Genomic DNA, 22,910 nt, shown 5'->3' with positions numbered 1-22,910 from the left:
TGTCCTCGGTTCTGTCTCAGCCAAGCTGCTTGCAAGCAGCTTGGCCTAAGTACGTCGTCGAGAAGGCCTCAAGGCCTTCTCTCGGCACGTACTTAGAACTTCACGTCGTAGGAGACGGTGAGCTTGACGGCGCGCGCGGCGGCGGTGGCGAGGGTGCCGTTGGCCACTGCGTCCACGGCCACCGAGTTGGGCACATTGCGGTCTTCGCGCACGGTGATGGCTTGCTGCCGGTTCAGCACATTGAACACATCGACTTTCAGGCCCAGTCCTTTGAGCGCGCGCGGCTGGTAGCTGAGGTTCAGATCCAGGCGCTGTTCCATGGGCAGATTGCCGAGGGCGCCGCGTGGCGAGATCTGGCCCTCGCAGTAGTGGAAGCGGTACGACGGTGAGCCCGCGCCCTGCCCCGGGGCGGTTGTGAAATTGTTCAGGCAGCTGATGGGGCGGCCTGAAGACAAGATCGCGGCGCCGCCGATGGTCCACTCGTCGTTGAGCTGATAGAAGCCGTAGGCCTTGAGCTGGTGGGTGCGGTGGTTGGCCAGGGGGCCGTAGGCGCCAATCATCACGTCGCCGTTGTCCCAGGTCTGGGTGGCCGACACATCGGTCTGCGCCACATCCGACAGGGTCTGCCCCTCGGTGTTGCCGTAGTTGCGCGACCAGGTGTAGTTGACCTTGCCGTACCAGCCATTGCGCAGCGCGTGCTCCAGGAACAGGTCCAGGGCCACATAGCTGCGCTTGGCCTTGGGCAGGCCCATCTCTTCCGGCGTCAGGCTCACGCGGTGGTATTTCTTGCCGTCGCCAGCGAAGTCCACATCCAGATCAACCTTCTCGCCCGGGTTGACCGAGGCGCAGTTGAAGCCGGGGTAGTGCGAGTTGTCCACACCATTGGCCACGGCCCAGGCGTCGATCGGCGTCTGGTCGCAGTAGTCGTCGATGGTCGAGCGCAGCTTGCGGTAGGTCAGGCGGGCACCGAAGGCCAGGTCCTTCTGCAGCGCCTTCTCAAAACCGAGGACGATCTCGTCCTGGTAGGTCGGCTTCAGATTCGTGGCGGTGATCTGGCGCACGTCCTTGCGCTGACCCAGCTCGTTATTGGCCGAGCGGGGCTCGGAGACCTGGTTCAGGCCGGTCGGTGCACCGGTCGTCGGGTCGATGCCGGTGTAGCCGAAGATCTGGCTGGTGCCGGTGGAAGGGCTGGCGCCACGCACGGCGAGGTGGGTCGGGATCTGGATGAAATAGCGGCCGGCCGAAGCGAAGAGCTTGAGCGAGCCGTCGCCGTTCACGTCAAAGGCGGCGGCCAGGCGCGGCGCGATCTGGTTCTTCTGGTCGATGAACTTCTCGTTGAAGTGATTGCGGTTGTTGTAGTCCTCCTTGCGGATGCCGGCCGTCAGCAGCAGCTGTTTGTTGACCTGCCAGCGGTCTTCCAGATACAGCGCAGATTGGTCCGAGTAAGCGTCGGTCAGGTCGTTGAACAGGGTTCGCAAGACATAGAAGCCCTGCTTTTGCAGCGCGGTCGGCGCCGGGCCGCCGGTCAGCAGGTCGAAGGTCTTGCCGGCCAGGCGCACGGCGCTGGGGTTCGAGGCCTTGCGGAATGCCCAGGTGCCGCCGCCGGCGGTGAAGTCACCCGCGGCTGTGGAGGCCAGCTTGTTGTCGTCGATGCCGGCGCGCAGGGAATGGCGGCCCAGCTGGTACTCGATGTCGATGCGCTTGCTCTTGATGGTGTCTCGTGCGTCCTTGCCGCTCATCAAGGAGCCCACCAGCGGGTTGGGGTTGAAGTAGTTCAGCCCGGGTGCCTGGGTGCCAGCCGGGAACTGCACGCCGAACAGGGCCTTGGACGGGTCATAGATGTCGGCGCCGGCGATGCCGTTGCTGTGCTTGACGCGGCTTTCGCCGACCAGGGCCGTCACGGTCAGATCCGGCGTGAGGTAGCCGGTGTACTTCAGGATGTTGACGTCGCCGCCATCGGGGGTCTCACCGGCGATGTTCTTGTAGTTCAGGGTGATGGGCGCGCCGGCCACGCGGCTGAGGGTGCTGTAGTCATAGCCCGAGTAGCTGCTGTCGCGGGTGGAGTTGTCGCGGATGGCGCTCAGCTCCAGACGGTGTTCGTCGCTGAGGTTCCAGTCCAGCTTGGAAAACAGGCGCTGGCTGCGGTCCTTGTCCTCCGTCCAGCCCCACTTGAGCACCGAGGCGTTGTCGGTCGACAGATTGTTCAAGCGCACGCGGCTGAACTTGTTGTCGTTCTGCTGGGCCGCGATGAAGAGGAAGAGCTTGTCCTTGATCAGCGGGCCACCGACATAGGCGCCCACTTCGGTCTTGCTCAGGCGGTCATCGGCGCGGAAGCGGCGCAGCTTGCCGTCGGTCGCGGCATTCACCGCCGCGCCGGTCATCGGGTAGTCCAGGTTCACGCTCTTGCCGCGCAGCCCGGCCGGCTCGGTGCTGAACATCACGCCGCCTTCCCAGCGGTTGCTGCCGCTCTTGGTGATGATGTTGACCACGCCGCCCACCGAGCGGCCGAACTCGGCGCCCATGCCGCCGGTCAGCACCTGCAGTTCTTGGATGGCACCGAAAGGCAGCTCGCTCGCGCCCAGCTGGGTGAGGGGGTTGGTGACCGGGAAGCCGTTGATGTAGGAGGCGTTCTCCGAAGCCGCACCGCCGGCGAAGCTGGAGCCGCCCGAGTAGCGGCTGTCGGCCGCCGTGGTGTTGGGGGCCAGCAGCACGACGGCGGTGACGTTCTTGGCCACCGGCAAGGCGGCCAGCTTCTCGGCAGAGAAGCTGGTGCTGCTGCTGGTCTTGGTCACGTCGATGACCTTGCGCGTGCCGGTCACCAGCACCGCCTCCAGGGTGTTGCCGGCGCTGGTGAAGCTGATCTCCTGGTTCTGGCTGGCCGAGAGCTCGATGTCATCCCGGGTTTCGATCACCTTGCCATCACGCAGCAGCTGCAGCCGGTAGCTGCCCGGTGGCACCGAGGCGAAGTTGAAGCGGCCGTTGGCATCACCGGGCACGCTGCGCTTGACGCCCGTGGCCTTGTTCTCGAGCTGGATCAGGGTGCCCGGTGCAGCGCTGACCGTGCCGTAGATGGAGCCGGCGGTGTTGGACTGTGCCTGTGCCGGCGTGGGCACGCTGAGCATCAGCACCGTGCTGCCGAAGGCCAGGGCCAGCGCGCGAGCCAGATGGGTTTTCTTGACCATGGTTCATTCCCCCGAGTAGTTTGGAAGTGGGTTGGAGTGCTTGCTGCCGGAGGCGATCGTTTGGAGATCGCCTCCACCGTTCCATGTCCGACCGGCTTTGCGGCCAGGGGCAGGGCGGTGCCGCGACTCTAAAAATCGGGGCATCCAGGGCCGAAGTCCTGGGATCAAGTGCCGACCTGCTGCCACCACGGGCGGGCCGCCGTTGCAAAAGGGAACAAACCCCGCCGGGCTGGGGCCAATCCCCGAACTTCGACCGGTGGCGAGGCCTTGCTCCCGCCACCACCCGGCTTGGTCCCAGTAGGCTGGAACTGGCGGGCCTCTGCGTTCACAGTGCGGACGGCAAGGCGGGCATCGCCCAAATTCGCGCTCGAAAACCCCGGTTTCGTCCCCGGCCTGGCCGGCTCGGTCACATCCGGCTTGAGGCGCGTGCCTGCCCTCGCCACAGTCCGCTCAACGATCGAGTCAGGAGACCTTCGCCATGGCCAACACACCCGGAAAACGCCCCGCTTGGAATCGACTCAGCGCCAGTGAGCTGGAGCGCGAGCGCGCCTTGGTGCGCGAGAAGGAGCGCCTTCTGCGGCAGCGCCTGGCGCGCCAGGAAAAGCTCTTGAGCGCGCGCCGACCCTGCCCGCAGCAGCAACAGGGGCTTGAGCTGCTGCGTGAACGGGTCGAGGGCATGCAAACCACAGCCCAGGCTCTGCGCGCACGCTCCCAGCAGCGCTGAACCGTGAGGAACTTGGCACTGTTTACAGCGCCTTACCCCTTGTTGCAGCCTTGCGCGGCCAACAAGCGCAGCATCCGCCCCATACAGATCCACAAGAACAAGAACTGAGGCCCGATGGTTCGTGACCGCGGCCTCAGCCCGGAGAGTCGGTCAGGGTCCGCGCTCTCCCCGGAGTCGATTGGGGTGCATCATGAGATTTGAAGGCCGTTTGACTGCCTGGGCTGCCTTGCGCGGCTACGGCAGCATCGCGCCGCTGGAGGGCGGCGAGGAGTTGTTTGTCCACATTTCCGCGTTCCCGCCCGATGGTGAACAGCCCTTGCTGGGCGAGGTGCTGAGCTTTGAGCTGGTGATCGGTCGCGACGGCCGCAAGCAGGCCGTGCGAGTGCAGCGCTCCAAGCGCCGCCCGGACGCGGCCGTTCCAGTACCCGCGCCCAAGGTCCCGTTGCAGGGCGCGGCCTACCATCAGCGCCGCCAGCTGCAGCGCCGCCTGCGCTGGGCCTCGGTGTGCGCTGCCTTGCTGCTGGCGCTTGGAACCGTGGTCTGGCTGGACATGAGCCGGGCCAACACGCCGGCGCAGGTGCTGCACAAGCTGGCCCTGGCCTGGGGCCACTGATTCCGGCGTCTGCTCAGCCGGCGGGGGGGCATCGTGTCAGTCCCGGACCCAGGCCATGGCGCCGCCACCGCCGCCCTTGCGTTCGGCGTTCTTGCGCGTGCGCAGCACCGCTTCGAAGGCCTGCTGCGCACCGTTGTTCAGCGCCACCAGCAAGCCGCTCATATCCTCGACGCTGAGGGTGTCGGTGTCGCGGCGGAACTGTTTGATGGCCGGCGCCAGCATCTCCTTGGCCACGGCCGGGTGCGTGACCGCCACCACCAGCATGGCGCTGAAGAGATCCGGGAAGCGCGTGCACAAGGCCTTGATGCGCTTGAGTGCCTGGGCCGGCGAGCTGCGATGGCCCGGGGCAATCCACTGCACCTCGTCATTGGCCTGGATCAGCTCGGCCTCGAGGATGCGGATGCGGGTCAGCAGGTACTCGCAGTCGCGCGCCGCCATGGCTTGCAGCTCGGCTTCGTCGTCGCTCTCCGCGTGGGGGTAACGCTCTTGCACCATCTGGGCAAGCGCAGCTTCGAGCTCGGGCAGGGTCGGGGCGGGAACTTCAGCCATGACGACAAAAGGCCTGGGCGACAGGCCGAGGGAGCGCGGCAGACGGCGGCGGGATTCATCGGCTTTCGGCCGCCTTGGGCCGAACTTGAGTGCAGCCGACCTGATCCGCCGGATTTTTATGACGCCACTGCGACGCCCCGGCCCGGGCATGCCCTAGGGCGCAAGCGGGGGCGGTCTCGGCACAATGCCCGCTCCTGTCTTGTCGCGCAGTCCTGGAACAAGCCAGCCCGCCGTGAATCCTCGCCCTTCGATTCGGACAAGACGCCATGAACGCTCCCGCCAATTTCCTCAACCGCCGCGGTTTTGTCGCCGGCTCCCTGACCCTGGGCGCGGGCCTGGCCCAGGCCGGCGCCGCCAGCCAGCTGCCGGTGGCCCCCATGCCCTCGGCGCGCTTTGACGCCCTGGATCTGCAGGCCATCCAGCAAGGCCTGGCCGGCGGCCAGCTCAGCTGCGAAAGCCTGACCCGCCACTACCTGCGCCGCATCAACACGCTTGATCGCCAGGGCCCGCAGCTGCGCTCGGTGATCGAGCTCAACCCCCATGCCCTGGCCGAAGCCCAGGCCCTGGACCGCGAGCGCCGCGACAAGCGCCGCGGCCCGCGTGGCCCGCTGCACGGTGTGCCGGTGCTGATCAAGGACAACATCGCCACCGCCGATGCCATGAGCACCACGGCCGGCTCCCTGATGCTGGCCGGCCTGCATGCCAGCCGCGATGCGTTTCTGGTCACCCGCCTGCGCGCGGCCGGCGCTCTGATCCTGGGCAAGACCAACCTCAGCGAGTGGGCCAATATCCGTTCGAGCCGCTCGACCAGCGGCTGGAGCAGCCGCGGCGGCCAGACCCGCCACCCCCATGTGCTGGCGCGCAACCCCAGCGGCTCCAGCTCCGGTTCGGCCGTGGCCGTAGCGGCCGGCTTGTGCGCCCTGGCCGTGGGCACCGAGACCGATGGCTCCATCACCTCACCCGCCAGCATCTGCGGCATCGTCGGCCTCAAGCCGACCGTGGGCCTGGTCAGCCGCAGCGGCATCATCCCTATCTCGGCCAGCCAGGACACGGCCGGCCCCATGACCCGCCATGTGCGCGATGCCGCCGCCCTGCTGCAGGTGCTGGCCGCGCCCGATGCCGAAGACCGCGCCACTGCCGCCGCGCCCAAGCCGGTCGACTACCTCGCCGGCCTGCGCAAGGATGCGCTGCGCGGCGCCCGCATCGGCGTGCTGCGCAGCGCCCAATCCTTGCAGCCGCAGGTCAATGTCTTGTTTGAAGAGGCGCTGGCCGTGCTCAAGGCCCAGGGCGCGGTGCTGGTGGATCAGGACCTCAAGATCCCGCACCAAGAGAAGTACGGCGAGAGCGAGTTCGCCGTCCTGCTCCACGAGCTCAAGGTGGGCTTGGCTGAGTACCTGGCCAGCTACCAAGCTGATGCGCCGGCCAAGGATCTGGCCGGTCTGATCGAGTGGAACAAGGCCCATGCCAAGACCGTGATGCCGTTCTTCGATCAGGAGACCTTGGAGGCCGCGCAAGCCACACAGGGCCTGGAGGCTGAAGCCTACCGTCAGGCGCTTGAAACCTGCCAGCGCTATGCCCGCAAGGAAGGCCTGGACGCCTTGTTCGCCGAACACCAGCTCGACGCCGTGGTCGCGCCCACCGGCGGCCTGGCCTGGCTGACCGACCCCCTGTTGGGCGATCATTTCAGCGGCGGCGGCTTCATCTCGCCCTTCGCCGTGGCCGGCTACCCGCACCTGACCGTGCCCATGGGCCTGGTGTCCGAGCTGCCCGCCGGCATTTCCTTCGGCGGCCTGGCCTGGCAAGAGGCCAAGATCCTGGCCTACGGTTACGCCTACGAGCAGGCCAGCCTCAAGCGGGCGGCGCCGAAGTTCTTGAGCAAGGTCTAAGCACGGCCGCAGTGGCCCAAAAGAAAAGCCCGGCGTGACCGGGCTTCTTTTCGGCTGCTTGGCCGTCGCGCAAGCATGCGCTGAGGCCTGAATGATGCACGCGCTGCTGTGTATGCAGCGGGACCAGTCCGCAATCAGCCTTCGCGCAAGCATGCGCTCAGGCCTGATTGAGGCAGAGCCCCCTGCGCAGGCAGGGGGCTCTGTCCGCAATCAGTCCTCGTTGCTGAAGACCAGTTTGACTTCGTGGTGCTGCTTTTCGCCGCTGGCTTCGAAGCGCCAGTCCATCAGGGCGTTGGTGACCGAACGGTCGAAGACCTTGCGCGGTTGCGCTTCCAGGATGTCCACGCCGGTGACCTTGCCGTCGCCGTCGATGGCCATCTTGGCGGTCACGGTGCCGCGGGTGATGGATTGCTTTTCGGCTTCACGCGGGAACTCGGGCGGCACCTTCTTGATGATCTTCGGGGCTGCAGCCTGGGCGCTGAAGGCCAGGGCCAGGGCGCCGCAGAACAGGGTGGCAGCGCGCAGGATGGAAGAAGAGGAGGTGCGGTTCAGGTTCGTCATCATGGTGGTCTTGGACTGCAGGAAGGAAAGAGAAAAGAAGGGGGTGAAAAAGAGAAGACGGGGAGGTGCGTGCGGCGCTTGGCCTGTCCACTGATCAATCAAGCCGGCACGGCGCGGAAGAAGCCCACGGCATCGAGCAGGCGCGAGGAGCTGGACTTGAGCGCATCGGTCGAGCGGCCCAGTTCGTCGACCAGGGTGGTGTTCTGCTGGGTGGTGCGGTCCAGCTCGTTCATGGCGTTGTTGACCACGCCCACACCGGCGGCCTGTTCCTGGGCCGAGTGCGAGATCTCTTCGATCAGCTGGCCCATATTGTTGACCTCGTCGACCACGCTGCGGATGGTGACGCCGGCGTTGTTGACCAGGGCGGTGCCGTTCTCGACCTTGACGGACGATTCCTGGATCAGCACCTTGATCTCCTTGGCCGCCGAGGCCGAGCGCGAGGCCAGGGCGCGCACTTCCGAAGCCACCACCGCGAAGCCGCGGCCATGTTCGCCGGCACGCGCCGCTTCCACGGCCGCGTTCAGGGCCAGGATGTTGGTCTGGAAGGCGATGCCGTCGATCACGCCGATGATGTCGCCGATCTTGCGCGAGCTGGCGCTGATCTCTTCCATGGTGTCCACCACCTTGGCCACCACCGCACCGCCGGCCGAGGCCGATTGGCGCGCCTTGGTGGCGATGCCGGCGGCGCGGCGGGTCAGGTCGCTGGCGCCGTTCAGATTGGCGGCGATCTGTTCCACCGAGGCGGCGGTGTTTTGCAGGCTGGCCGCCGAGCGGGCGGTGCGATCGGACAGATTGACATTGCTGTCGGCGATGTCCGAGGAGTTCTGGGCCACTTCGCCGGCGGCATCGCTGACGCTGCTGACCACGCCGGTCAGCGCCGCCTGCATGTCCTTCATGGCGCGCAGCATCTGGCTCAGTTCGTCATGGCCTTCGGCCTGGATGTGCAGGGTCAGGTCGCCCGAGCTGATGGCTTCGGCGGCTTCCTGGGCGCGGCGGGCCGGCAGCACGATGGAGCGGGCAATCACCAGGCCGCCGCCGACGCCGATGACCACGGCCACCGCCACCAGCACACCGGTCAGCAGCACCGCGTTGCGGGCCATTTCGCCGCCGCTGACGGCCAGATCACGCGCACTCTCGAACTGCAGCTCGACCAGGCCCTTCAAGCCATCTTGGTAGGCCTGCTGGGCCGGGCGCACATCGGTGATCAGGCTCTCGCGGGCCTCGTCCGGGCTGCCGTCCTTCTGGATCTTCTGGAACTTGGCCACGGCCGCCACGAAGGCGGTCTTGCGCTCGCGCACCTGGGCCACCAGCTGCTTTTCCTTGTCGCCATCGAGGGCGGCCTCGACGGCCTCGATCTGCTTGTCGCTCTCGGCCAGGGCGGCTTCGATGGCGGCCTTTTGCTTCTTGATCTGGCGCGCTTCGTCGAGCAGCAGCAGATCGCGCGAGGCGCGGGCGATCACATTGACTTGTTCTTCCAGGGCGTTCGCCGAGGCGATCTTGACCAGGCTGGAGTTGGCTGTCAGGTCCAGGTCCTTGGCCAGATGGCTGGCGGTACGGGCGCCGTAGCTGCCGATGGCGATGAGCAGCAGGATCAACAGACCGTAACTCACGGCCAGGCGCTGGCTGATGCGCAGCTGGGTCAGAAAGTTCATGGATGAATCCCTCGTCTTCAAGAACTGGTTGTTGTGGCGGCCAGGCCGGCCTCGTGGACTGCCATCGGGCGCTTTGCCGCGCCTGGGAAGCTTTCGGCGCCAGCGCTGAAGTTCTTGATGCGGGATTTCATCGATTCCTGACCGGCTTGTGACATATGTCGCAGTGGCGGGTCGGGGCCGGAGGGGCCGGTCCAAAAAGGCGATCCGCACGGAAACTGCGGACGCCAGTCTGCCGCCGCGGCTGCCTCTCGGCACAGCGCGGCGACAGGGGGCCGTGAAGAATTGCGCGGGCTCGCCGCGCATCTGCGCCCCAGCCCCTGGATCAGGGGCTTGTCGTCGGCACGGAAGCGACAGCCGGGCGGTCAAGCCCGTGGCTGAGCGCCGTGCCCTGACGCCGAATTCAGGCGGCGGTGCGGAACTGCCGCATATTGGCGGCCAGTCCGTGGGCCTGGTGGTGCAGGGCCGCGGAGGCGGCGGTGGACTGCTCGACCAGGGCGGCGTTCTGCTCGGTCATCTGCTCCAGGGCCTGCATGGCCTGTTCGACCTGGTCGACATGCTGGCTTTGTTCCTGCGCGGCGGTCTGCATGCTGTGCATGAGATCGCGCACCTCGAACACGCCGGCGACGATGGCGGCCATCTGCGTGCCGGCGCCGGCTGCGCGCGCCGCGCCGGCTTCGGCCTTGTCCACCGAGGCGGCAATCAGCTGCTTGATCTCCTGCGCGGCCTGGCTGCTGCGCTGGGCCAGCTGGCGCACCTCGGCGGCCACGACGGCAAAGCCCTTGCCCTGGGCACCGGCGCGTGCGGCTTCGATGGCGGCGTTGAGGGCCAGGATGTTGGTCTGGCGGGCGATGCCGTCGATCACGCCGGTGATCTCGCCGATCTGGTGGGCGGTGGCGCGGATCTCGCCCATGTCCTGCACCATCTGCTGCACGGCGCTGCCGCCGGCCTCGGCCTGGGCGGCGGCGGCGGCGCTCATGCGTGCGGCGGTGGCCGCGCTGCCCTGGCTCTGGCGCAGGCTGGCGGCCATGGCGCTCATGCGCAAGGTGGTGGCGTGCAGGCGCTCGGCCGAGCTTTCGGTGCGGCGCGACAGGTCCTGGTTGCCGCTGGAGATCTGGGTCGAGGTGATGCTGACCGTCTCCACGCCCTGGCGCACGGCTTCGACCATGTCGCGCAGGCGCAGGGTCATGGTGGCCAGGGCGCGGTTCATGCGGCCCAGCTCGGTGTTGTGCGCCTCGGCGCCGGCCGGCGTGCTGCGGCTCAGATTGCCCGCCGCCACATCGCTGGCCAGCTGCACCACATCGCGCAAGGGCCGGGTGATTGCACGCGTGACCCGCCAGCCGAGCAGGGTGGCCGTGAGCACCAGGGCGGCAATCAGCCCCAGCATCTGGCGCCGGCTTTGCTGGTAGGTGGCATGGGCCTGGGCGGCCTCGGACCGCGCTGCCTGCAGGTTGAGATCGGTTAGCTGCAGCAGCAGGCTGCGCGCATCGGCAAAACGGCGCGCGCCTTCGCTGCTGATCAGGTCGATGGCCGCGCCGCTGGCGCCCATCTTGGCAAAGGCCTGCACGCCCTGGCGCAAGCTGCCGTAGTGGCGCAAGGCCTGCTCAGCATCGGCCAGGATGCGGCGCTCCGGGTGCTCGGGGGTCAGGTCTTGCTTCTGTGCGGCGTAGCGGCTGCGCAGCTGTTCCAGCTCGGCATCCACGGCTTGCAGCTGCGCCTCCACTTCGGGCAGGCGTTCGCGCTCGCTCATGGCCATCAGGTAGTCGAGGGAGTGCCGGCGCGTGGCCAGCTCGGCCAGACGCAGGCTGTCGGCCACGCCTTGCAGGTGCACGGCGCTGATGGCCTGGGCTTTGGCATCGATCTCCTGCTGGCGCAGGATGGACAGGGCGCCCAGGCCGGCCAGGGCCATTACCAGCAGGCCGAAGGACAGGGCCAGGCTGTGGGCAATCGACAGGCCGGCCCAGAACTTCAGGGCGGGCAGGCGGGACAAAAAGGCCGATCGCGAGGATCGAACCGGGGGCCGGGGATGCGGCATCACAACTCCAAGACGGGCAGCAGGCATCGGCTTGATGCCTGGAAACGCCGCGCAGTCTGAAGTTGCCGTGTGACGCTGCGGTTACGCGCAGGCCGGGCACGCGAGGCGAGCCGGCCTCGCGTGAAGAACTACCGTTTCGCGGGCCGCTCCGTCAGTCGACCCGCTGGTCCTTGGCCTGCAGCACATCGAGCGGCCGCACATCGGGCGCGCCCTGGGGCTGGTTGCCCCAGGCGGTGCGCACATAGCTGGCCACCGCCGCCAGCTCGGTGTCGCTGAGCACGCCGGCGAAGGGCGGCATGCCGAAGGGCCTCGGGTTGCCGGCGGTCGAGGGCGCGAAGCCGCCGCGCTGGATGATGCGCAGCAGATTGGCCGGGTTGGCCATCAGCAGCGCGCGGTTGCCGGCCAGGGCCGGGTAGATGCCGGGCACGCCCTGGCCCTGCCCGCCGTGGCAGCTGGCGCAGTGGTCGGCAAACAGCTGGGCGCCTTGCTCGCGCAGCTTGAGCTCGGGGCGGCGCTCCGGCGCTGCGGCGGGCTTGCTGTGCTGCGGCAGGCTTTGCAGATAACTGGCCATGGCGGACAGATCGGCATCGCTGAGGTGCTGGGTGCTGCCGCGGATCACCTCGCTCATGGGCCCGAGCGCGCTGGCCTGATCGTTGCGGCCGCTTTTCAGCCATTGCTGCAGGGCGGGTGCGCTCCAGTTGGCGACGCTGCCTTCGGCCGGATCGTGCAACGAGGGCGCGTACCAGCCCAGCGCATCGAGCATGCCGCCGGAGAAATCGTTCAGGCCAGCGGTGGCGCCCAGGCTGTTGCGGCTGGCGTGGCAGGCATTGCAGTGGCCCAGGCCCTGGCTCAGGTAGGCGCCACGGTTCCATTCGGCCGAGCGCTGCGCATCGGGCTGGAACACGGCCGGCCGGAAGTACAGCGCCCGCCAGACCGCCAGCGCCGCCTGCGTGTTGTAGGGGAAGCGCAGCTCATGTTCGCGCCGCGGCTGGGCCACGACGGGCAGGCTTTGCAGGTAGGCGAACAGCGCATCTGCGTCTTCGCGCGTGACCAGGGCGTAGTTGTCGTAGGGGAAGGCGGGCGTCAGCAAGCGGCCGTCGCGGCCACGGCCGTTGTGCAGGGCGGCCCAGAATTCATCGGCACTCCAGCGGCCCAGGCCGGTCTCGGCATCGGGTGTGAGGTTGGAGCTGAAGACGCTGCCGAAGGGCGTGGGGATGGCGCGGCCGCCGGCGTACTCGGCGCCGCCACGGGCGGTGTGGCAGCCCATGCAGTTGCCGGCGCGGGCCAGGTAGGCGCCGCGCTCGACCAGGGCCGGGCTCGATTGGAAGGGTGTGCTGCGTGGCGCGCTCTCGTCCAGGTGGTTGAGGCGCTGTACCGCCAGGGCGGCGAGCAGCAGACCGGCGGCGAGCGCGGCGAGGATCTTGTAGCGGAGCTTCATTTACTTGAGCCCCCCGCATTCCATGGGCAGGGGCGCAGGCAGGCTCTCGGCCGGGCGGGCACCGGCGGGCATGGGCTGGCCGGCCAGCCAATGCGAGATGGCGTTGATCTCATCTTCTTTGAGCTGCTTGGCAATCCAGGCCATGCAGTCGGGCGCCACGGCGCGGCGCTGGCCGCTGCGCCAGGCGCCGAGCTGGCCGTTGAGGTAGTCGCGCGGCAGGCTCAGCAGGCCGGGGATGAAGGGCTGCACGCCGGTCAGCTGCTGGCCATGGCATTGCACGCAGGCCGGCAGCTTGCGCGCCGGGTCACCCTTGAGCACCAGCTCCTGGCCGCGGCTCAGCGCTGCAGCCGGCAGGGCCGGGGTTTGCGGCGGTGGGTAGGGCAGGTGCAGGTTGGCGAAGTAGCCCGCCAGCTCGTTCAGATAGGCATCGCTCAAGGGGTCGACCAGATCGCTCATCAAGCCGTAGTGGCGCCGGCCATCGCGGAAGTTGAGCAGCTGCTTGTAGAGATAGCCCTGCGGCTTGCCGGCCAGGCGCGGGTAGTAACCGTCGGCGGCGGCGCGGCCTTGCTGGCCATGGCATTGGGTGCAGGCCAGGGCGCGCTGGGCGATCGTGTCTTCGACGGTGGCGGCGGGGGCCGGGGAAACTGGAGCGGCGGAGGCTGAGGCGGCGCAGAACAGGCTCAGCAGCAGGCCCGCTGCGGCCAGGCGCGCACGGGCAAGAATCGGTAAGGAAGGCATGGCGGGATTATCCCCGTCACCTCCGGCCGGGCACAGGCGCAGAGCTGCCAGAAAACATATGGAGCAGCGGGTGCTCAGCGCTGCGCCAGCTGCGCTCGGGCCATGTCGCCGAGCGCGGCGATGGCAGTTTCCCAAGCCGGGCCCCAGGGGTGGCCGCAGTTCAGGCGCAGGCAGGCGGCAAACTCACCCTGCGCCGAAAACAGCGGCCCCGGCGCCAGGCTGAAGCCTTGTTCGCGCGCCCGCGGCAGCAAGGCCAGGCTGTCGCAGCCATCGGGCAGCTCCAGCCAGAGGAAGTAGCCGCCGGCCGGTTCGCTGACCCGGCTGCCGGCCGGCATGTGCTGGGCCAGGGCGGCGGCCATGCGGCGCATCTGGCGGGCCAAGGCCTCGCGCAGGCGGCGCAGATGGGCATCGAAGCTGCCGTCCTGCAGATACTCGGCCAGGGCGGCTTGCGCCGGCAGGGAGCTGCTCAGGCTGCTCATCTGCTTGCTGCGCTGCAGCTGCGGCGCCCAGCGCCCGCCCAGGGCCCAGCCGATGCGATAGCCCGGCGCCAGGCATTTGGAAAATGAGCCGCAGTGCATCACACCGCCGCGCTGCTCGAAGGCCTTGGCCGGCAGCACCGGCTCCGCGCCGTGGTGCAGCTCGGCGTAGACATCGTCCTCGATCAGGGCCACGTCTTCGGCTTCCAGCAAGGCCACCAGGGCGCGCTTCTTGTCGGGTGGCAGGGTGCAGCCCAGCGGGTTCTGGAAGCTGCTCATCAGCCAGCAGGCGCGCGGCCGGTGCTGCGCGATCAGGCGGGCCATGGCCTGCAGATCGGCACCCTCGGCGCGGTCGGTCGGTACTTCGATGGCGCGCAGGCCGAAGCGATCGAGGGCCTGCAGCGCGGCATAAAAACAGGGTGACTCCACCAGCACCGCATCACCCGGCCGGGTCACCGTCTGCAGGCAGAGTTGCAGGGCTTCGAGCGCGCCATTGGTGATGACGATGTCCTCCGGCGCCACGCGCAAGCCCAGGCGCAGATAGCGCAGGGCGATCTGGCGCCTCAGGGCTTCCAGGCCCAGGGGCAGCTCGGCGCTGATCTGCCAGGGTTCCAGCTTGCGCATGCCGGCGCCCAGCGCCAGGCGCAGGCGCTCCAGCGGGAACAGCTCGGTGGAGGGAAAGGCCGAGCCCAGGGGCAGCAGCCCGCGTTCGCGGCTGCTCTGCAGCAGTACGAAGACCTGCTCGCTGATGGTGTGAGGTGCGGCATCGCTTGCGGGCGACGGTCGCGTCGGACTTTGCGCTGAACCAGCATGGGCGCTGACGAAGTAACCCGAGCGGGCCGCGGCCTGGACCAGGCCGCGCGCCTCCAGCAGGTGGTAGGCCTGGAACACCGTGGCGGCGCTGAGGCCGCGGCTTTGGCAGGTCTGACGCACCGAGGGCAGGCGATCGCCGGCGCGCAGTGCGCCTTGCGCGATCATGCCGGCCAATTCATCGGCCAGCTGCTGGTAGCGCGGGATCACGCGGGGGCGCTGTGGTTGCTGCTGCTGGGGCTTTTGTCGGGATAGCTGCGCGCGCCGAAGATGGCCGAGCCGATGCGCACCATCGTGGCGCCTTCCAGCACGGCCGCCTCCAGATCGGCGCTCATGCCCATGGACAAGGTGTCCAAGCCGCCGAACAGGGGCGGGTCTTGCTGCTTCAAGTCGGCCAGCAGGCGGGCCAGGGCACGGTGCGGCTGGCGCTGTGCTTCAAAGTCTGCGGCCGCTTCCGGCACGGCCATCAGGCCGCGCAGGCGCAGGCGCGGCAAGGCGGCCACCGCACGGGCCAGCGTGGGCAGATCGGCCGGGGCGATGCCGCTCTTGCTGGCCTCGCCGCTGATATTGATTTGCAAGCAAATGTTCAGCGGCGGCAAGGTGTCCGGGCGTTGCTCCGAGAGGCGCTGCGCGGTCTTGAGCCGGTCCACGCTGTGCACCCAGTCAAAGGCCTCGGCCACCGGCCGGGTCTTGTTGCTCTGCAAGGGGCCGATCAGGTGCCAGGCCAGCTGCGATCGGAGGTCTGCGAGCTCGGCGATCTTGTCCAGGCCCTCTTGCACATAGTTCTCGCCGAAGGCGCGTTCGCCCGCGGCATGGGCCTCGCGCACCGCCGCCGCCGGGAAAGTCTTGCTGACGACCAGCAGGCTCACGCTATGCTGCGCGCGCCCTGCACGCTCGCAGGCGGCGGCGATGCGACGGTGCTGTTCTTGTATGTTGTTCGCTATCGTCGCCATAATGACCCAGGCTCTTTCTCTCAATCATGGACATCACCCAACTGCTCGCATTTTCGGTCAAGAACAAGGCCTCCGACTTGCACCTCTCGGCCGGCTTGCCACCGATGATTCGCGTGCATGGGGATGTGCGTCGCATCAATGTCGAAGCCCTGGAACACCGCCAGGTGCACGACATGGTCTACGACATCATGAACGACTCGCAGCGCAAGATCTACGAAGAGTCGCTGGAAGTGGACTTCTCGTTTGAGATCCAGGGCCTGGCGCGCTTCCGGGTCAATGCCTTCAACCAGAACCGCGGCGCCGGCGCCGTGTTTCGGACCATTCCGAGCAAGATCCTCTCGCTGGAACAGCTCAACGCCCCCAAGATCTTTGCCGAGCTGGCCCTGCGCCCGCGCGGCCTGGTGCTGGTGACCGGCCCCACGGGCTCGGGCAAGTCCACCACCTTGGCCGGCATGGTCAACCACCTCAACGAAAACGAGTACGGTCACATCCTGACCATCGAGGACCCGATCGAGTTCGTGCACGAGTCCAAGAAGAGCCTGATCAACCAGCGTGAGGTCGGCCCGCACACCATGAGCTTTGCCAACGCGCTGAAGTCGGCGCTGCGCGAAGACCCTGACGCCGTGCTGGTTGGTGAAATGCGTGACCTGGAAACCATCCGCCTGGCCCTGACCGCGGCGGAAACCGGCCACTTGGTCTTCGGCACCTTGCACACCTCGTCCGCCGCCAAGACCGTGGACCGTATCGTCGATGTGTTCCCCGCTGCTGAAAAAGAAATGGTGCGGGCCATGGTGTCCGAATCCCTGGTGGCCGTGATCTCGCAAAGCCTGTGCAAGCTGAAGGACGGCTCGGGCCGGGTGGCGGCGCACGAGATCATGCTGGGCACCTCGGCCATCCGCAATCTGATCCGCGAGAACAAAGTCGCGCAGATGTACTCGGCCATCCAGACCGGCAACAGCGTGGGCATGCAGACCCTGGATCAGAACCTCACCGACCTGGTGCGCCGCAACATCATCTCAGCCGCCGAAGCCCGCGCCAAAGCCAAATTTCCGGAAAACTTCCCAGGATGACATCCTGGGAAGTTTGACGTCACTCCTATGGCAAAGCCATGGGAGTGACGGCAGAACTTTCCGGGCAAATCAGCCCATCACCCGCTTGCGAGCCTGCTACATTGCCGCCGGTCAATTCAAGCAGACGGTTAGGACGACTCACTCATGGAACGCGATCAGGCCTCGAAATTCATCAACGATCTGCTGCGCCTGATGATCTCGCGCAAGGGCTCGGATCTGTTCCTCACGGCCGAGTTTCCGCCCGCCATCAAGGTCGACGGCAAGGTCACCAAGGTCTCGCCCCAGCCCCTGACCGGCCAGCACACGCTGCAGCTGGCGCGTTCCATCATGAACGACAAGCAGGCGGCCGAATTCGAGCGCAACAAGGAATGCAATTTCGCCATCTCGCCGCAAGGCATTGGCCGCTTCCGCGTCAATGCCTTTTTGCAGCAGGGCTCGGTGGGCCTGGTGCTGCGGACGATTCCGGCCGATCTGCCGACCATTGCCTCGCTGGACCTGCCACCGGTGCTGCGCGAGGTGGTGCAGTTCAAGCGCGGCCTGGTGATCGTGGTTGGCGCCACCGGCTCGGGCAAGAGCACCTCGCTGGCCGCCATGATCGATGAGCGCAACCAGACCACCTTCGGCCACATCATCACCATCGAAGACCCGATCGAGTTCGTGCATCCGCACAAGAACTGCATCGTCACCCAGCGCGAGGTTGGCATCGACACCGACAGCTGGGAGTCGGCCCTGAAGAACTCCCTGCGCCAGGCGCCCGATGTGATCCTGATGGGCGAGCTGCGCGACCGTGAGACCATGGAGCATGCCGTGGCCTTCGCCGAAACCGGCCACCTCTGCATGGCCACCCTGCACGCCAACAGCGCCAACCAGGCGCTGGACCGCATCATCAACTTCTTCCCCGAAGAGCGGCGCAGCCAGCTGCTGATGGACCTGTCTCTCAATCTGCGCGCCCTGGTTTCGCAGCGCCTGCTGCCGCGCCGCGAGGGCAAGGGCCGGGTGGCGGCGGTCGAGATCCTGCTCAACACGCCGCTGGTGTCGGACCTGATCTTCAAGGGCGAGGTCGGCGAGATCAAGGAAATCATGAAGCGCTCCCGCGAGCAAGGCATGCAGACCTTCGACCAGGCGCTCTTCGACCTCTACGAGAGCGGCAAGGTCACCTACGAAGACGCGCTGCGCAATGCCGATTCGGTCAACGACCTGCGTCTGCAGATCAAGCTCAACAGCGAGCGCGCGCGTTCCGGCGATCTGAGCACCGGCACCGAGCACTTCACCATTCTCTGAGCCAGCAGTTGCGGCCGCGGCAGCGGCCGAGCACGGCCCTGGTTTAGAGTCGGGGCATGAACGCTGCCACCCCCCTCCCCAATCTCCCCACCGGCGCCGCCGCGCGCGCTTACGACGCCCTTCCTTCTCAGCCTGTGGCCTTTCTGGGCCTGGGTGTGATGGGCTATCCCATGGCCGGCCATCTGGCTCGCGCCGGCCACCAGGTGACGGTTTACAACCGCACCGCCAGCAAGGCTGAGGCCTGGGTGGCTCAAGAGGGGCAAGAGCGCGGCCGCGCCGCCGCCACGCCGCGCGAAGCGGCCCAAGGTGCGCGCCTCGTGTTTGCCTGCGTGGGCAATGACGAGGATTTGCGCTCGGTGGTGCTGGGCGAGCAGGGCGCCTTCGCCGGCATGGCGCCGGGCGCGGTGTTTGTGGATCACACCACGGCCTCGGCCGAGGTCGCCCGTGAGCTGCATGCCGAGGCGCGGCGCCTGGGCCTGCACTTCGTCGACGCACCCGTCTCGGGCGGTCAGGCCGGTGCCGTCAATGGTGCGCTGACCGTGATGTGCGGTGGCGATGCCGAGCCCTTCCAGCAGATCCGCCCGGTGACCCTGGCCATGGCCAAGGCGGTGACACGGGTGGGCGAGTCGGGCGCGGGTCAGTTGGCCAAGATGGTCAACCAGATCTGCATTGCCGGCCTGGTTCAAGGCCTGGCCGAGGCCATCGCCTTTGGCGACAAGGCCGGCCTGGACATGAAGCAGGTGCTCGATGTCATCGGCAAGGGCGCGGCCCAGAGCTGGCAGATGGACAACCGCGGCAAGACCATGGTGGACGGCAAGTTTGACTTCGGCTTTGCCGTCGACTGGATGCGCAAGGACCTGGGTCTGGTGCTGGACGAGGCGCGTCGCAACGGTGCGCGCCTGCCGGTGACGGCCGTGGTCGACCAGTTCTATGCCGATGTGCAGGCTGCGGGCGGTGGCCGGCTGGACACGTCCAGCCTGATCCAGCGCCTGAAGTAGGCAAATCGCCGGCTTGTTGGCCGGCTCATTTGCTCGTTTACTTGCCGGTTTACTTACCGGCGCCCTCGACGCGCTTGGGTGTCAGCCGGGCCAGTTCTTCTTCGCTGATGATCTCGAAGGCGCGCACCACTTTTTGCACGCCGCTGACACCGCGGGCGATCTCGACCGCGCGGTTGGCCTCGCGCTCGGTGACGCGGCCCATGATGTAGACCGTGCCGCGCTCCACCACCACGTAGAAGGCATTGGAGATCAGGTCGCGGGCGTCGACCAGGCTGAGCTTGATCTTGCTGGCCAGGGTCACGTCGCTGGCGCGGCTGCTCAGCGAGCTGTTGCCGAGCACGGCGGTTTCGTTCAACACCTGGCGCACGTTCTCGACCTCGGCGGCAATCTTCTCGACCCGGGCGCGTTCGGCTTCGCTGGCCACTTCACCGGTCAGCAGCACCATGCGGTTGTAGGCGTTGACGTTGACATGGCCTTTGTCACCGACCTGCTCGCGGATGCGCGTGGAGGTCTTGAACTCGATGCCTTGGTCTTCGACCTGGGTGCCCGAGGTGCGGCGGTCGGTGGCGACCAGGGCGCCGCCCATCATGGCACCACCCAGCACCAGGGGGGCGCAGGCGGTGGACATGAAGGCTGCGCCCAGCGCGAGCAGCAGGACCGAGGTTCGGGCGTTGCGGTGTTGAAGCAGTTTCATGGGCAGGGCTTGGCTGTGAGTCGGTGAAGAAGGGGCGCGGCGGGGACGGGCGGCGGAGCGTGAAGGCTCTGCCGGCTCATTCATTCATTCACTCGCGCCCAGCAATTGCAGGTCGAGCGCGTCGCACAGACAGTGCGCCAGCAGACGCTGGGCCTCGGACACGCGTGCGGCGCGGTTGTGCGGCACACGGATCTGCACATCGGTGTCTTGCAGCAGGGCGCGCATTTCGTCAGTGGGGCTGCCGGTCAGTGCGATCACGCTCATCTCCTGAGCGTGAGCGGCCTCCAGCACCGGTGCCCAGCGGGCTTGCTGATCGGGCTGGGCTTCGAAGATCAGCAGCAGATCACCGGGGTGGCCGTGGGTCTGTACCTGGCGGGTCAGGGCGGTCTCGGCGCTGCAGCCGTGGGCCTGGCCGTCCAGGGCCCAGGCGGCGAGGCCGGGGCGGTCTTGTTCAAAGCGGCCCACCAGCAGGGCGGCCATATAGCTGGCATCCAGGGCCGACAGACCTTGGCCGCAGCAGAGCACGCGGCCACCGCTGGTGATGCCCTCGATCAGCATCTGCGCGGCGTCGGCCAGAGGGCGCGACAGGTTCTCGGCCACCTGGTACAGCAGGTCGGCGCTTTCGAAGAACTGGGTTTGGATTCTTTGCTCTAGCATGTGGCGGGATCATAAGCGAGTGCAGGCAAACCCTGGGTTCGCCGCCCAGGGCGCGCGATCCGGCACGCGGGGGCGCAGAGGCCGGGTCTTGAAGCAGGCCCCGAATTCCTCAAGCCGCATCGAAGGCCGCGACCAGCCACTCCACCTGATCGCCATCGATCGCCACCACATCGAAGCGGCAAGGCGGTGGGCTGGCATGCCGCAGCAGGTAATGCTGGGCCGCGTAAATCAGCCGGGCCTGCTTGCGGGCAGTGACGCTGGCCGCCGCGCCGCCGTGCGAGAGGCCGGCCCGGGCGCGCACCTCAACAAAGACCAGGGTGCCGTCGCGGGCACGCAGAATCAGATCCACCTCGCCCGCGCGGGCGCGCGGCCCGGCGGCGACCCGATAATTGCGCTCCAGCAATTGCAGGCCCTGGGCCTGCAGATGGTGCAGGGCCGCATCCTCGGCGGCCTGGCCTAGGCGCTGGCGCGCCGTCGGCGTGCCGCTGCTTGCTGTTGCGGCTGCCTTGCTGGCCGACGCGCCCGTCTTTTTCGGAGAAGCCCACTTGAACATCGATGCCTCCCTGCTCCTGCAGGCGGCTGCAGCCACCGCGGGTGGCCAGCAGTATCCTGCAGCCACGCTTTATGTGGTGGCCACGCCCATCGGCAATCTGGCGGACATCAGCCTGCGGGCCGTCCATGTGCTGAGCCTGGTCGATGCGGTGGCCTGCGAGGACACCCGGGTCAGCGCCGGCCTGTTGCGCCATCTGGGCCTGCACAAGCCTCTGGTCAAGCTGCATCAGCACAACGAGCATGAGGCCAGCGCCGACTTGCTGGCGCGGCTGAAGCAGGGCGAGCGCATCGCCTACATCAGCGATGCGGGCACGCCCGCCATCTCCGACCCTGGCGCGGTGCTGGTGGCGGCGGTGGCCGCGGCCGGGCTGCGCGTGCTGCCCTTGCCGGGTGCCAGCAGCACGGTCACGGCGCTCAGCGTGGCCGGCGACACGGCGGCCGAAGGTTTCGAGTTCGCGGGTTTCCTGCCCACCAAGAATGCCGAGCGCCGCAGCGCCTTGCAGGCTTTGACGGGCAGCCGGCGCAGCCAGGTGCTGTTCGAGGCGCCGCACCGCATCGAGGCCTTGCTGGCGCTGCTGGCCGAGCTCTGCCCGGAACAAAGGGTGACGGTCTGCCGCGAGCTGACCAAGCAGTTCGAGACCGTGCACACCGCGCCGGCCGCCAGCCTGCCGGCCTGGCTGGCCGCCGATGCACAGCGCGAACGTGGCGAGTTTGTGCTGGTGCTCCACGCCGTGCGCGCCAGCCAGACCGCAGCCGAGGACCTGCCGGCGGAGACCCTGCGCACGCTGGATCTCTTGCTGCGCGATCTGCCGCTCAAGCAAGCCGTCAGCCTGGCGGCCGAGTTGAGCGGCGCTTCGCGCAACCGCCTCTACGAGCTGGCCTTGGAACGAAAGAAGAACCCCGCTGAGGATTGATCCTGGCGGGGTGTGGGCTGGCGTCTGGCGCCAGCACGTCAGCGCTCAGGCCCTTATTGACCCGTCGCGGTCTTTTCGTTGTGCTTGGCGCGGTGGATGGCCGCGCTCTTGCGCTCCTGCATGCGGTGCAGATGGCGGCGCTCTTGCTGGGTGACGGTGCCATCGGCCTTGGCCTGGGCTTCGGCGTTCTGCACGGCGGCCTGGCCGCGCTCCAGGCGCTGGGTTTCCTGGGCGGTCAAGGCGCCCGAGGCGGCGCCCTGGGCGATGCGGGCCTGTTGGTGGGCCTGGCGCTGGTCCACGCGCGGGGTGGCGGGCGTCTGGGCCTGGGCGGTGCTGGCGATCAGGCCCAGCAGGGCCGTGCCGATCAGGGAGAGGCGGAGCTTGCGAGTCATCATCGTGGCGGCAGCGTTCATGGGGTGAAGACCTTGTGTCGATCCGGCCCGAGGGCAGGGGGTGGTGGGGTGGGATCAAGCTGCGGATGTGCGGGCTTGATGCTGTTCACAACGCCGCCTTCTCGCGCTGCGGTGACTGCTGGGCGGTAAAGATCCGTGAAGCTCTGTGTGCCACTGTGCCTGTCGGGTTCAGGGCTCAGGGTTCAGGCTTCAGTCATCAGGCCTCACGCCGCAAGCGCTGCGCGGCGCTGTCGCGATGCGGCTGCACCGGTTGCAGTGCACCTGCCCGAGCCAGGCCAAAGGCCGGCATGTTCAGGTAGATGCTCTCGTGCTCGCCGGCTCGCACCGAGTAGGTCTCGTGCCAGACGCCGACGGTGCCGTTGTTGCCGACGGCCTTGTTGAAGGCCGCCCAGGCCGGCAGGTGGGCCGATTGGCGGTCTTTCGCGTAGGCCAGCAACTGGTCCATCGAGCGCCAGTACTGCACGCCGATGACGGTGCGGCTGAACCACATCTCGGCGTGCAGCAGGCCGCGCTCGGGCTGGGCGCGCAGCTCGGCCAGCATGCGTGGCATGACGGCCGCCACTGGCCACCATTTGTGCAGCAACCAGGGTTTGTTGATGCGCATGCCAATCAGGAAGACGACAAAGTCGCCGTCGATCTGGGCCGTCATTCTTTGAGCGTGGATCATGAAGGAGGGAGTCAGGGAAACATCGACAGGGCTGCAGTGTCGGCGCCGGC

General features: G+C 67.6%; 21 protein-coding genes. 7 read left to right on the top strand and 14 right to left on the bottom strand.

The features are described 5' to 3' along the window. Window positions 1–92: 92 nt before the first annotated feature. Window positions 93–3,182 (bottom strand): TonB-dependent receptor, encoded by a 3,090-nt coding sequence (locus OOB33_RS23675; RefSeq protein ID WP_271010429.1) that lies wholly within the window; start codon window positions 3,180–3,182, stop codon window positions 93–95. Between the two features lie 478 nt (window positions 3,183–3,660). Between OOB33_RS23675 and OOB33_RS23670 the strand changes: the two genes are divergently transcribed. Next, window positions 3,661–3,906 (top strand): hypothetical protein, encoded by a 246-nt coding sequence (locus OOB33_RS23670; protein ID WP_133155053.1) that lies wholly within the window; start codon window positions 3,661–3,663, stop codon window positions 3,904–3,906. Window positions 3,907–4,096: 190 nt separating this feature from the next. Beyond that, window positions 4,097–4,519 (top strand): cold shock domain-containing protein, encoded by a 423-nt coding sequence (locus OOB33_RS23665; RefSeq protein ID WP_102766107.1) that lies wholly within the window; start codon window positions 4,097–4,099, stop codon window positions 4,517–4,519. 36 nt (window positions 4,520–4,555) lie between these two features. Here OOB33_RS23665 and OOB33_RS23660 read toward each other — a convergent pair whose 3' ends face one another. Next, window positions 4,556–5,068 (bottom strand): hypothetical protein, encoded by a 513-nt coding sequence (locus OOB33_RS23660; RefSeq protein WP_102766108.1) that lies wholly within the window; start codon window positions 5,066–5,068, stop codon window positions 4,556–4,558. Window positions 5,069–5,334: 266 nt separating this feature from the next. Here OOB33_RS23660 and OOB33_RS23655 point away from each other — a divergent pair, with 266 nt between their 5' ends. Next, window positions 5,335–6,954: an amidase gene (locus tag OOB33_RS23655; RefSeq protein ID WP_271010428.1), complete on the top strand. Its 1,620-nt coding sequence runs from the start codon at window positions 5,335–5,337 to the stop codon at window positions 6,952–6,954. A 210-nt stretch (window positions 6,955–7,164) separates the two neighbouring features. Here the strand turns inward: OOB33_RS23655 and OOB33_RS23650 are convergent, their stop codons facing one another. The 7 genes from OOB33_RS23650 to OOB33_RS23620 form a co-directional block, all read right to left on the bottom strand. Beyond that, window positions 7,165–7,518, bottom strand: coding sequence for a TonB family protein (locus tag OOB33_RS23650; protein ID WP_102766110.1), 354 nt, complete (start codon window positions 7,516–7,518; stop codon window positions 7,165–7,167). A 95-nt stretch (window positions 7,519–7,613) separates the two neighbouring features. Continuing rightward, complete coding sequence (locus tag OOB33_RS23645; protein ID WP_165794409.1) at window positions 7,614–9,167, bottom strand: methyl-accepting chemotaxis protein; 1,554 nt, start codon at window positions 9,165–9,167, stop codon at window positions 7,614–7,616. A 400-nt stretch (window positions 9,168–9,567) separates the two neighbouring features. Next, window positions 9,568–11,154: a methyl-accepting chemotaxis protein gene (locus OOB33_RS23640; protein ID WP_271010427.1), complete on the bottom strand. Its 1,587-nt coding sequence runs from the start codon at window positions 11,152–11,154 to the stop codon at window positions 9,568–9,570. Window positions 11,155–11,350: 196 nt separating this feature from the next. Continuing rightward, on the bottom strand, window positions 11,351–12,637 hold the full coding sequence (locus OOB33_RS23635; protein WP_271010426.1) for a c-type cytochrome: 1,287 nt from the start codon (window positions 12,635–12,637) through the stop codon (window positions 11,351–11,353). Beyond that, on the bottom strand, window positions 12,638–13,375 hold the full coding sequence (locus OOB33_RS23630) for a c-type cytochrome (RefSeq protein WP_271010425.1): 738 nt from the start codon (window positions 13,373–13,375) through the stop codon (window positions 12,638–12,640). A 74-nt stretch (window positions 13,376–13,449) separates the two neighbouring features. Beyond that, window positions 13,450–14,871, bottom strand: coding sequence for an aminotransferase-like domain-containing protein (locus OOB33_RS23625; RefSeq protein WP_333780351.1), 1,422 nt, complete (start codon window positions 14,869–14,871; stop codon window positions 13,450–13,452). Beyond that, a complete protein-coding gene (locus OOB33_RS23620) occupies window positions 14,868–15,614 on the bottom strand; it encodes a YggS family pyridoxal phosphate-dependent enzyme (protein ID WP_271010424.1) in 747 nt (248 codons plus the stop codon). Before OOB33_RS23620 ends, OOB33_RS23625 begins: the two co-directional genes overlap by 4 nt. Window positions 15,615–15,640: 26 nt before the next feature. Here OOB33_RS23620 and OOB33_RS23615 point away from each other — a divergent pair, with 26 nt between their 5' ends. From OOB33_RS23615 to OOB33_RS23605, 3 genes are all read left to right on the top strand, one after another. Further along, on the top strand, window positions 15,641–16,684 hold the full coding sequence (locus tag OOB33_RS23615; protein ID WP_102766115.1) for a type IV pilus twitching motility protein PilT: 1,044 nt from the start codon (window positions 15,641–15,643) through the stop codon (window positions 16,682–16,684). 144 nt (window positions 16,685–16,828) lie between these two features. Further along, window positions 16,829–17,965, top strand: a complete 1,137-nt coding sequence (locus OOB33_RS23610; RefSeq protein ID WP_102766116.1) for a PilT/PilU family type 4a pilus ATPase — start codon at window positions 16,829–16,831, stop codon at window positions 17,963–17,965. Between the two features lie 56 nt (window positions 17,966–18,021). Next, complete coding sequence (locus tag OOB33_RS23605; protein ID WP_271010423.1) at window positions 18,022–18,963, top strand: NAD(P)-dependent oxidoreductase; 942 nt, start codon at window positions 18,022–18,024, stop codon at window positions 18,961–18,963. 49 nt (window positions 18,964–19,012) lie between these two features. Here OOB33_RS23605 and OOB33_RS23600 read toward each other — a convergent pair whose 3' ends face one another. From OOB33_RS23600 to OOB33_RS23590, 3 genes are all read right to left on the bottom strand, one after another. After that, window positions 19,013–19,657 (bottom strand): BON domain-containing protein, encoded by a 645-nt coding sequence (locus OOB33_RS23600; RefSeq protein WP_223696757.1) that lies wholly within the window; start codon window positions 19,655–19,657, stop codon window positions 19,013–19,015. Window positions 19,658–19,741: 84 nt separating this feature from the next. Beyond that, entirely contained in the window at window positions 19,742–20,314 is a 573-nt protein-coding gene (locus OOB33_RS23595; RefSeq protein ID WP_271010422.1) for an SIS domain-containing protein, read from the bottom strand. A 109-nt stretch (window positions 20,315–20,423) separates the two neighbouring features. Next, window positions 20,424–20,867 (bottom strand): YraN family protein, encoded by a 444-nt coding sequence (locus tag OOB33_RS23590; RefSeq protein ID WP_271010421.1) that lies wholly within the window; start codon window positions 20,865–20,867, stop codon window positions 20,424–20,426. On the opposite strand from OOB33_RS23590, the gene rsmI reads away from it, so the two are divergent. Then, window positions 20,860–21,780, top strand: a complete 921-nt coding sequence (rsmI, locus tag OOB33_RS23585; RefSeq protein WP_271010420.1) for a 16S rRNA (cytidine(1402)-2'-O)-methyltransferase — start codon at window positions 20,860–20,862, stop codon at window positions 21,778–21,780. The two genes, OOB33_RS23590 and rsmI, sit on opposite strands and share 8 nt — an antisense overlap. Window positions 21,781–21,833: 53 nt before the next feature. Here the strand turns inward: rsmI and OOB33_RS23580 are convergent, their stop codons facing one another. Next, window positions 21,834–22,193, bottom strand: coding sequence for a hypothetical protein (locus OOB33_RS23580; protein ID WP_102766120.1), 360 nt, complete (start codon window positions 22,191–22,193; stop codon window positions 21,834–21,836). 196 nt (window positions 22,194–22,389) lie between these two features. After that, window positions 22,390–22,860 (bottom strand): DUF4188 domain-containing protein, encoded by a 471-nt coding sequence (locus OOB33_RS23575; RefSeq protein WP_102766121.1) that lies wholly within the window; start codon window positions 22,858–22,860, stop codon window positions 22,390–22,392. Window positions 22,861–22,910 lie beyond the last annotated feature (50 nt).

This window comes from Paucibacter sp. B51 (assembly GCF_027863535.1).
Taxonomy (GTDB): Bacteria; Pseudomonadota; Gammaproteobacteria; order Burkholderiales; family Burkholderiaceae_C; genus Paucibacter_A; species Paucibacter_A aquatilis.
Note: the sequence above shows the minus strand (reverse complement) of the source record. Positions and strands in the feature narration are given on the sequence as shown.

Bases quoted from the DNA above. Each gene is read 5' to 3' on its own strand.
- OOB33_RS23675 (WP_271010429.1), bottom strand. From the start codon at position 3,182: ATGGTCAAGAAAACCCATCTGGCTCGCGCGCTGGCCCTGGCCTTCGGC.
- OOB33_RS23670 (WP_133155053.1), top strand. From the start codon at position 3,661: ATGGCCAACACACCCGGAAAACGCCCCGCTTGGAATCGACTCAGCGCC.
- OOB33_RS23665 (WP_102766107.1), top strand. From the start codon at position 4,097: ATGAGATTTGAAGGCCGTTTGACTGCCTGGGCTGCCTTGCGCGGCTAC.
- OOB33_RS23660 (WP_102766108.1), bottom strand. From the start codon at position 5,068: ATGGCTGAAGTTCCCGCCCCGACCCTGCCCGAGCTCGAAGCTGCGCTT.
- OOB33_RS23655 (WP_271010428.1), top strand. From the start codon at position 5,335: ATGAACGCTCCCGCCAATTTCCTCAACCGCCGCGGTTTTGTCGCCGGC.
- OOB33_RS23650 (WP_102766110.1), bottom strand. From the start codon at position 7,518: ATGATGACGAACCTGAACCGCACCTCCTCTTCTTCCATCCTGCGCGCT.
- OOB33_RS23645 (WP_165794409.1), bottom strand. From the start codon at position 9,167: ATGAACTTTCTGACCCAGCTGCGCATCAGCCAGCGCCTGGCCGTGAGT.
- OOB33_RS23635 (WP_271010426.1), bottom strand. From the start codon at position 12,637: ATGAAGCTCCGCTACAAGATCCTCGCCGCGCTCGCCGCCGGTCTGCTG.
- OOB33_RS23630 (WP_271010425.1), bottom strand. From the start codon at position 13,375: ATGCCTTCCTTACCGATTCTTGCCCGTGCGCGCCTGGCCGCAGCGGGC.
- OOB33_RS23620 (WP_271010424.1), bottom strand. From the start codon at position 15,614: ATGGCGACGATAGCGAACAACATACAAGAACAGCACCGTCGCATCGCC.
- OOB33_RS23615 (WP_102766115.1), top strand. From the start codon at position 15,641: ATGGACATCACCCAACTGCTCGCATTTTCGGTCAAGAACAAGGCCTCC.
- OOB33_RS23610 (WP_102766116.1), top strand. From the start codon at position 16,829: ATGGAACGCGATCAGGCCTCGAAATTCATCAACGATCTGCTGCGCCTG.
- OOB33_RS23605 (WP_271010423.1), top strand. From the start codon at position 18,022: ATGAACGCTGCCACCCCCCTCCCCAATCTCCCCACCGGCGCCGCCGCG.
- OOB33_RS23600 (WP_223696757.1), bottom strand. From the start codon at position 19,657: ATGAAACTGCTTCAACACCGCAACGCCCGAACCTCGGTCCTGCTGCTC.
- OOB33_RS23595 (WP_271010422.1), bottom strand. From the start codon at position 20,314: ATGCTAGAGCAAAGAATCCAAACCCAGTTCTTCGAAAGCGCCGACCTG.
- OOB33_RS23590 (WP_271010421.1), bottom strand. From the start codon at position 20,867: ATGTTCAAGTGGGCTTCTCCGAAAAAGACGGGCGCGTCGGCCAGCAAG.
- OOB33_RS23580 (WP_102766120.1), bottom strand. From the start codon at position 22,193: ATGAACGCTGCCGCCACGATGATGACTCGCAAGCTCCGCCTCTCCCTG.
- OOB33_RS23575 (WP_102766121.1), bottom strand. From the start codon at position 22,860: ATGATCCACGCTCAAAGAATGACGGCCCAGATCGACGGCGACTTTGTC.